Source organism: Acidimicrobiales bacterium (assembly GCA_035533095.1).
Lineage (GTDB): Bacteria > Actinomycetota > Acidimicrobiia > Acidimicrobiales > Palsa-688 > DATLUM01.
Genome location: DATLUM010000024.1, coordinates 1 through 7,340 on the forward strand (window position 1 = coordinate 1; position 7,340 = coordinate 7,340).

Genomic DNA, 7,340 nt, shown 5'->3' on the forward strand with positions numbered 1-7,340 from the left:
GGTCACGCGCGACGAGATCCTCGACGCCGTCTGGGGCACCGACTTCGTGTCGGAGAGCAACGTGGTCGACCGCCACATCCGGGCCCTGCGCAGCAAGCTGCAGAACGACTACCGCCATCCCCGCTTCATCGCCACGGTGCCCGGCAAGGGCTACCGCTTCATCCCCACCTTCTCCAATCTCGGCTGGGACGCCGGCGCGACCCTGAGCCGAGATGACCAGACGTCATGACGGAGGGGTGACACTACCTTTACGTCCCCTGCCGTGGGGCGCGGGCAACGGGCCCCGGACCGAAGGGGGATCCGGGCGTTCTGTGGCGCTTCGGGGGCTGGGCCGTGACCGACGCCAAGGAGAAGCGAGGGCACCGGGCGCGCCGCGCACTCGTGCTGCAGGATGAACCGGCGGTCGCGGGCCTCATCGAGCTGACGCTCAATCACGGCCTATTCGCGGTGCGGACCGCGAGGAACCTGGCGGAGGCAGAGGCGATCCTCCGCGGGTGGCGCCCACAGCTTGCCGTGGTCGACATGGACCGCGCTGACAGCGCGGCCCTGCTCCGGCGCCTCGGCGCCTCGAACAGCCTGCAGCAGCGGAGCGGGACGCCGATCCTTGGCCTCACGCGTCGCGGCGACCTACAGACGAAGCTGCGGGCGTTTGCTCTCGGGGTGGACGACATCTTGACGATGCCCTTCTCGCCCGAGGAACTGCTCGCGCGCGCCATCGTCATCAGTCGGGAGCCTTGGGCACCCATCTTGCCCTGACGCCGCGCAGGCCCGTTGGCAGCCGCGCCGCCCGAAGTTAGGGCCGCACCGCCCTTGTGGATGCTCACCCGGCGCCTGTCTCGCCCCCACACCATGGCCCTCTATGAAAGGGAGCCCGGCCGTCAAGGGGCTAATCATGATGATCGACCTCAGGGAATGGCTCACGGGCCAGCAGGCTGGCAGCAGGATCGAGCAGCGCTCATCTCGCTATCGCCTTCTCAGTCAGGAAGGACAAGGTCTGGTGGGAGGCTGCACCCGACGGCCCTCGATCAGGGTCGACCTGCGACCAGGGCCATAGTGGCGCCTGCCGGGGCAAAGAGTTCGTTCTTGGTGAGCACGTGCCAGGTGGCGGCGGCCAGCTGCCGGGCGACCTCGACGCGCGCCATCTTGCTGCCGCGCTGGCGGCCGAGGCGGCGCTTGGTGCGTTCGTAACGGTCCCGATAGCGGGGATCGCGCGCGGCGTGGGTCGCGGCCTCGATGAGCGCCCAGCGCAGGTACTTCGGGCCATTCGTCGCGAGTGGGCCACGGAGATCGCGGTTGCCGGACTCGCGACCCTCCAGGCCCTATCAGCCGTCGGCCCGGTCATCGCCGCCGACGCGGTGGCGCTTCCGGAGCTGGTGCGGCCTGGGTGGAATGGTGAGCTCTTCCGTCCCGGCTGCCGGTTCGACCGAAGCAGGCACGTTACAGGTGCCAGAGCCGGATCGGCTGCCCCGTCGCATGGGCCAGTGCCGAGCGACCGGGATCGACGGCGCGCGCCGCGTGCCACGAACGCAGGGGACCGGGGATGGGGGCCTGCGGACCCCGCAGTCGGACCCCGCAGTCGGGACAGCTGGGCGGTCGGGCACGTCGTCCCGCCGCCCCATTCGGCTCACGGCTCGCTGAGCGCCTCGTTCCATTCGCGGACGTACCAACGGCGGACCACGCCGTGGACCACGAAGGGGTCGCCCCGCGCGAACTCCTCGGCGGCGTCGCGACTCGTGAAGATGGCCATCGAGCCCTCGTCCTGCGGGCTGCCGAAGGTGCCGATCATGAGCAGACTGCCGCTGGCCTGGAACTCGGCCCAGCGCGCCCGGTGGGCGGCGAAGTGCGGTGCGGCCTTCGCTCCGACATCGTCGGCCGACTCGTAGAACAGCACGTACTTCATAGGTCCCCCTTCGACGCTGGCCCGACGGTCCTTGCCGCTGCTGGTCCTCATCGCGCCCATGGGCGCCGCTCGTCCCCGTGGGACACTATCCCACGGGGCAGGAGGGAGCGATGGAGACGGGAACCGGGGCGATCTCGCCGGCCGACCTCAAGGCAATCACCGAGACGGCCACCGAATACTTCCAATCGTGGTTCGCGGGCGACGGTGAACGGATGCGCAGCGTTCTTCACCCGGCCCTTTCGAAACGCAGCGTGCGTGACCCCTCGACGGGGTTGTTGGATCTGGCGGAGGACCCAGCGGAACTCCTGATCACGGCAACGGCGAGCGGGGAGGGAACGAGGTTCACGCCCCGGGCAGGAAGTGACCGTACTCGACGCCTTTCGCGACATGGCCACCGTCAAGGTGGCGTCGCAGCCATTCATCGAGTACCTGCACCTCGCCAGATTCGGCGGGAACTGGCTCATCGTGAACGCGCTCTACGAGTGTGTCGATCAGACCCCACAGCGACCGGCGGCCTGACGGCGACGACACCGCCGAGCGTCCGGTCATATCCGTCGCAGGCCCGCCGTCAGGGGACGACCGCCGCGCCGAACCACGCCTCCGACCCTGAGCGCAGGAGCACGCCACCCGGCAGGAGCACGGCCTGCATCGCCACATCGTCGGGTTCACCGCGTTCCTGCTCGATCACGCCTTACATCCCAGAGCAGCAACCCGCAGTGCCTCGCCCGAGGGCCCGCCCGATCTCGCTGAGCGACTGGCCGGCCTTCCAGCGGGACCACAGCTCTCGCGTCTGCTCGCCCGTCAACGCTGGCCTGGCCCACGGCGCCATGGGTCCACCTTCCGATCGACACGGCACCTACCATGGTGTTGCGACGATCGGTGGAACCCGCCCCTGTTTTCGGCGAGTCTCCTGGCGGTGGCAGGCTACTGCCCGCCCACCTCGTCGCCCTCCACCGGGCTGTCGGGGAGACCCGCGGCCAGCGCGACGTCCAGCAGCGTCGGCTTCGCTCACCAAGCTCACGATGCGCCGTGCGACCGCGTGGCTGCAAGAGCCGGAACGACCTCGGTTCGAATCCGAGGCTGCCCCTCAGATCAGCTCACGCGGGTCGGCGCGAAGACCGTATACAGGAACATCGCCAGAAACACCACGGCGATCGCCAGGAGCACGGCCCGGGCGACGCGACGAAGGCGCCCACTGCTGCCGTCGCCGGGCTGGGGCCGGCCGGTCAGCCGCCAGGCAACCGCCCATACCACGACGGCCACAAGCAGGAGTCCGCCGGGGACCCACCAGTTGAGGTCGCCTTGCCCGCTGACGGTCACGCGTCATGTCCCCGCGTCCCCGGCCAGCTCACCGAAGCCGAGTGACATCAACCGGAGTGTCGGCAGTCGGCCTGCCAGAGGTGCCGCATCCTCAGTGTAGGTCAAGGCGCGCGAGACAAGACGACGCGCGCGACCCCGCAACGACCACATTTCAGTCCGGTCTACCCGCGCGGTCATGTCGCGCAGAGCTGAGGCAAATGGGGTCGCGGATCGCTGATCTGGCGCGGCGCGCTGGGAGTTGCGCTCCGTGACCGAGCCTGACGGGACGAACGGAACTTGACCGCAAGACGATCCACCTCTACGTTCGGGTCAGCGTCCAAGGCAGCAGCGAAGGAACCCAGGACGGTGACCAAGCAGTCGGAGCCGTGTTTCTCGTGTGGTGAGGACACCTCGGCGGGAACGCCCCTCTTCTCGGACCGGCTCGACGTTGCGCAGGCCGATGGATCCCTCGTCTGGCTGTGCTCGTTCTGTGCCGAGCGCGCCCGCGGCGGCGGTCGCGAGCGTCAGAGCGACGCCGAGCGAGAGCAGGCGCGCAAGGACCTCGAGAAGGGGACGTTCGCGTTCGGTGCGTTTGCCCCCGGCGGCCACTGACCGTCGCATGGTCCGACGGCTGGGGCGGCAGGCGATCGCCGTGCTCCTCCTGCTCGTGCTGGTGGCGCTGATCGCGCTCGCCTGGATATGGGTGATGGCCCCCCACGCCCCGGGCATCCTCCACCAAGTCGGCGGACTGCCCTGACCCTCGGCCCGTCAGACGCGGTCGTCGTGGCTTGCGCCGTCTGGCCGCAGCGACGGAAGAACCGCGAGCACGACCCCCTCGTTGTCGCCCCCGAAGCGCGAACCTGCGCGCGGTGGCCACGGCCCGGCTCTGAGCGCGCCGGATGGACCACCTTCTGGCAGGTGTTCGACGCCGGGCTACCGCGGCACGGATCACGCGTCGGCGCGGGGTTGCCCTTTCGGAATATGCCGGCCGTGGCCGGGGGCCGCCGGGGAACCCAAGCATCGGTCGATCGCGGGTCGTACCCTTCGGGTGATGGCCGAGCAGGCGAACCCCCACCCTCTAGGTGATGTCGACGCGTATAAGGTCGCGTTCGAGGAGTCAGTTCGAGCCATCGAGGGCCAGCGCGCAAGCGTTGACGAGATCCGGACTAGGTCCGGCATACTCCTGAGCGCCGCGGCCATCATCACGGGATTCCTCGGCCCTTCTGCGCTCCAGCCAGGTTCGACATCCCTCGTCTCCTTCGTCGCCGCGGCCCTCCTTCTCGCGACCGTCGCGCCGGTTGTCTTCGTGCTTCTGCCAACACAGGGGTGGGCCTTCTCGGTCGGGACGAAGAACCTCCTGCGTGACTACATCGAAGCGGACCCTCCCGCCTCGGTGGCGGAGCTCTATCGGTCGCTCGCGTGGTATCTCGAGGTCGACTGGGAGTCCAACAAGCAGCTCCTCGACGAGCGCTATCGCCTCTTCACGTTCGCCGCACTCGCTCTCGTCGGTGAGACAATGGCTTGGCTCATAGCGATCGCGCTCAGGTGAGCAAGATGCCAGACGAACATCCGCCTCAGCATCGGCAGGAGCCGCCGCGCCCCGTCGACCCGTCTCCGCCGGTAAGGCCCAACCCGTCGAAGTCCGAGGAGCGAGGCGGCCCGACGCCGCCATGGCGCCAGCCTCCGCCGCCGCGTGATGGGAACCGTCGATGAACGAGCCCGGCCTCGCCTTCGAAGCCGGGCTCCGTTGTGCCTGCACCGCCGGCGAGGCCGAACCCAGCAAGCCAGCGATGCGGACGGGACCACCACCACCGACAAAGAAGAGGTAATCAGTGCCGAAGAAGAAGGATCCGCCTCCGGACGTCGTGGACCCGCTCCCGCCCAAGAGGCCCAATCCCTCGAAGATCGTCGCCAAGGCGTTGACCGCCGAGAAGGCTGCGAAGAAGGGCGGGAAGAAGGGGAAGAAGAAGGGGAAGTGAGTGAGCCGATACTTCCTCAGCCGCCGGTCATGGTCTCTCAACGCGGTAAGGTGATAGGGCCTCAGGCGGTCCCGGAACGCCAGGATGAACCAGGCGGCCCGCTCTTCAAGAGCATGGAAGACGGGCATGGCTCCCTGCCCCTGGGGTCTTGCCAGGCCCGTTACCGCGGGAGAGCCACGTCCAGGCGCGATCCTTCACCCCGGAGGACCGACGGGCCGCCCGGGTCCGGGAGACGCTCAGCCAACGACGGCGAGGCGGCGCATGGGGCGCTGGGAGGCGATCCGAACTTTCACCCGTAAAGTGTCGGCGCTACTCCATTCGCTCCGACCAGATCAGACGCGCGGAGACCAGTTCCCGGACCGGATGACCGCTCGGTCGCCGGGCCGCCTCCACCCGGCTGTGGGCTGCTCGGTTACCGGCACAGCGACCTCGCGGGTGGGACCTCCGATCGCGAGGCCGTGCCCGGCCAGCCATCCAGCGGGTACCTCCGTGGTGGTAGACGTGGCGGTCCCATCGCCGGACCGGCAGGCAACCGCGGGTTTCGACGTGAGCCTGGGCGTCGGTGCCGATGCTCGCCGCGCGATCGCCGCTCCCGGTGGGGTGGGGCTGGAGACGCTGCTGGGCGCGCCACCCGTGCATGCCGCGGTGGCCAGCAGCAGCGCCACCAGGACCGCGAACAGGCCGATCACGAAAGCGCGGGCACCTGCTCACGACCAGCTCGACCTCGACACGCTCGGTGGGTGCGCGCTGGTGCGTCCTTGCCCACAGCGTACGGACAGCCAGCCGTCAAGGCGGCCCACTGGGCGCGCCGGTGAGTCAGCCCTCAGCCACCAGCGCCTTGGTCACACACCCGCGCGAGGGATCGTATTGGCCGACACGTGCGGGGCCTCTACGGCGCAGAATCCGGACATGGTCCGGCGCACCTACGAACTCGTCGCCGACGTGAGCATGGCCGATCCTGCAGCCATCGAGCCTGTGCTGCGTCAGCTCGTGCGCGGGGAGATCACCGGCACCACGGAGGGCTTCCACGTGGTAGCCCCGTTGCACGGCGCGACCGCCCGCGACCTCAACCACACGCTGCTTGCCGCACTCCGCCGCGTCGACCGACGCCCGCCTGCACGCGACGTGGACGGCTGGTGGCGTCTCGGAGCGCTTCTTCGACTACGTGCCGAAGAGCACGGGCTCTAGGACGAAGTAGGCATGGGACATCCCCGCGCCCCTGAACGCGTCATCGAGCGCAGCGGCCCGTCTGCTGCATCACAGAAGCCACCGTCGGTGGCGCGTCCATGCCAAGGGCTGCATCGGTGAGAGATCCATCAGCCTCGGGCCAGGCGCATGGGGCGCCGGTTCCTGCGTCACCTACTGGCGGCTGGCCCGCCTGCATGACGAAGGAGGAGTTCGCCCGCTGGAGCGAGGCGAACCAGCGGGCGGCCCTGCAGGGGCGCGCGCACCGGGCCGTCAGCCCGTGCGAGGACTGCACGCCCGTGTTCGCCGAGGAGATGCGCCGCGAGGGACGCTGCGACGGCTGGCCTGGTACCCGAGGCCCCCAGGCTGCCTGAGGCGGGCTCGCCGCTCGCCCTGTTGCACACCGGGCGCTTCGCGGTTGAGATCGCGTCTCACGCCCTCCCCGAATGTTGCCGGGACCTCGGAGTCGCCATCCCGCCCAGGGCCGGGTGGCCGGGTCTCGCTTCCGGGGGCGAGAACGGATCCACGATGGGTCGCAGTCAGGGCTCGTCGGTATGACGGCGCCGATGGGGTGACGGACAGCTGCGCAGGTACGTGAGGACGTCCGCGAAGCGGGCGGTCGCGAGGCCGATAGACGTATCGGCCGCGCCGTAGTACACGCGCAGCTCATCGGTCGCCTCGTCGTGGATCCAACCGGTGGGAAAGACGACCCTGCCGACGTCGCCCATCACCTCGTAGGGTTCGGTGGGGCTCATGACCCACTCGTCGGTGCGATGGTGGACGAGGCGTGGGTCGTCGAGGTCGAGGAGGGCCAGACCCACGCGGTAGATCGGACCGGAGGCGGTCTGATGCGTGCCGTGGTACATGACGAGCCAGCCCTCCGCCGTCTCGAGTGGCGGCGGCCCGAGGCCCACCTTGCCGGCGTCCCACCAGGCGCCATCGCGTGCCTCCAGCACCAGGCTCAACTCCCCCCAGTG

General features: G+C 69.4%; 12 protein-coding genes and 1 pseudogene. 9 read left to right on the forward strand and 4 right to left on the reverse strand.

Annotation, left to right across the window (positions count from 1 at the left end; genetic code table 11):
- The coding region (locus VNF71_02645) for a helix-turn-helix domain-containing protein (protein ID HVA73449.1) at nucleotides 1–229 on the forward strand (229 nt) is incomplete at its 5' end.
- Nucleotides 230–333: 104 nt separating this feature from the next.
- Nucleotides 334–756 carry a response regulator gene (locus tag VNF71_02650; protein HVA73450.1) on the forward strand — a complete coding sequence of 141 codons (423 nt, stop codon included), beginning with the start codon at nucleotides 334–336 and terminating at the stop codon, nucleotides 754–756.
- An 868-nt stretch (nucleotides 757–1,624) separates the two neighbouring features.
- On the opposite strand, the gene VNF71_02655 is transcribed toward VNF71_02650, so the two are convergent.
- Nucleotides 1,625–1,960, reverse strand: a complete 336-nt coding sequence (locus VNF71_02655; protein ID HVA73451.1) for a YciI family protein — start codon at nucleotides 1,958–1,960, stop codon at nucleotides 1,625–1,627.
- Between the two features lie 50 nt (nucleotides 1,961–2,010).
- Here VNF71_02655 and VNF71_02660 point away from each other — a divergent pair.
- Nucleotides 2,011–2,419: pseudogene (locus tag VNF71_02660) on the forward strand (nuclear transport factor 2 family protein).
- 573 nt (nucleotides 2,420–2,992) lie between these two features.
- Here the strand turns inward: VNF71_02660 and VNF71_02665 are convergent.
- A complete protein-coding gene (locus VNF71_02665; protein ID HVA73452.1) occupies nucleotides 2,993–3,220 on the reverse strand; it encodes a hypothetical protein in 228 nt (75 codons plus the stop codon).
- 345 nt (nucleotides 3,221–3,565) lie between these two features.
- Here VNF71_02665 and VNF71_02670 point away from each other — a divergent pair, with 345 nt between their 5' ends.
- From VNF71_02670 to VNF71_02685, 4 genes are all read left to right on the forward strand, one after another.
- Nucleotides 3,566–3,811, forward strand: coding sequence for a hypothetical protein (locus VNF71_02670; protein HVA73453.1), 246 nt, complete (start codon nucleotides 3,566–3,568; stop codon nucleotides 3,809–3,811).
- A 7-nt stretch (nucleotides 3,812–3,818) separates the two neighbouring features.
- Nucleotides 3,819–3,956, forward strand: a complete 138-nt coding sequence (locus VNF71_02675) for a hypothetical protein (protein ID HVA73454.1) — start codon at nucleotides 3,819–3,821, stop codon at nucleotides 3,954–3,956.
- Nucleotides 3,957–4,250: 294 nt separating this feature from the next.
- Nucleotides 4,251–4,748: a hypothetical protein gene (locus tag VNF71_02680; protein HVA73455.1), complete on the forward strand. Its 498-nt coding sequence runs from the start codon at nucleotides 4,251–4,253 to the stop codon at nucleotides 4,746–4,748.
- Nucleotides 4,749–5,031: 283 nt separating this feature from the next.
- Nucleotides 5,032–5,178 carry a hypothetical protein gene (locus VNF71_02685; GenBank protein HVA73456.1) on the forward strand — a complete coding sequence of 49 codons (147 nt, stop codon included), beginning with the start codon at nucleotides 5,032–5,034 and terminating at the stop codon, nucleotides 5,176–5,178.
- A 332-nt stretch (nucleotides 5,179–5,510) separates the two neighbouring features.
- On the opposite strand, the gene VNF71_02690 is transcribed toward VNF71_02685, so the two are convergent.
- Entirely contained in the window at nucleotides 5,511–5,867 is a 357-nt protein-coding gene (locus tag VNF71_02690) for a hypothetical protein (GenBank protein ID HVA73457.1), read from the reverse strand.
- 220 nt (nucleotides 5,868–6,087) lie between these two features.
- Here VNF71_02690 and VNF71_02695 point away from each other — a divergent pair, with 220 nt between their 5' ends.
- Together VNF71_02695 and VNF71_02700 are read left to right on the forward strand one after the other, a co-directional pair.
- Nucleotides 6,088–6,366, forward strand: a complete 279-nt coding sequence (locus tag VNF71_02695) for a hypothetical protein (protein ID HVA73458.1) — start codon at nucleotides 6,088–6,090, stop codon at nucleotides 6,364–6,366.
- Nucleotides 6,367–6,560: 194 nt separating this feature from the next.
- Nucleotides 6,561–6,737: a hypothetical protein gene (locus VNF71_02700; protein ID HVA73459.1), complete on the forward strand. Its 177-nt coding sequence runs from the start codon at nucleotides 6,561–6,563 to the stop codon at nucleotides 6,735–6,737.
- Nucleotides 6,738–6,902: 165 nt separating this feature from the next.
- On the opposite strand, the gene VNF71_02705 is transcribed toward VNF71_02700, so the two are convergent.
- Nucleotides 6,903–7,340, reverse strand: a 438-nt coding sequence (locus tag VNF71_02705) for a hypothetical protein (GenBank protein ID HVA73460.1), incomplete at its 5' end; no start/stop codon positions are given.

Bases quoted from the DNA above. Each gene is read 5' to 3' on its own strand.
- VNF71_02655 (HVA73451.1), bottom strand. From the start codon at position 1,960: ATGGGCGCGATGAGGACCAGCAGCGGCAAGGACCGTCGGGCCAGCGTC.
- VNF71_02675 (HVA73454.1), top strand. From the start codon at position 3,819: ATGGTCCGACGGCTGGGGCGGCAGGCGATCGCCGTGCTCCTCCTGCTC.
- VNF71_02680 (HVA73455.1), top strand. From the start codon at position 4,251: ATGGCCGAGCAGGCGAACCCCCACCCTCTAGGTGATGTCGACGCGTAT.
- VNF71_02695 (HVA73458.1), top strand. From the start codon at position 6,088: ATGGTCCGGCGCACCTACGAACTCGTCGCCGACGTGAGCATGGCCGAT.
- VNF71_02700 (HVA73459.1), top strand. From the start codon at position 6,561: ATGACGAAGGAGGAGTTCGCCCGCTGGAGCGAGGCGAACCAGCGGGCG.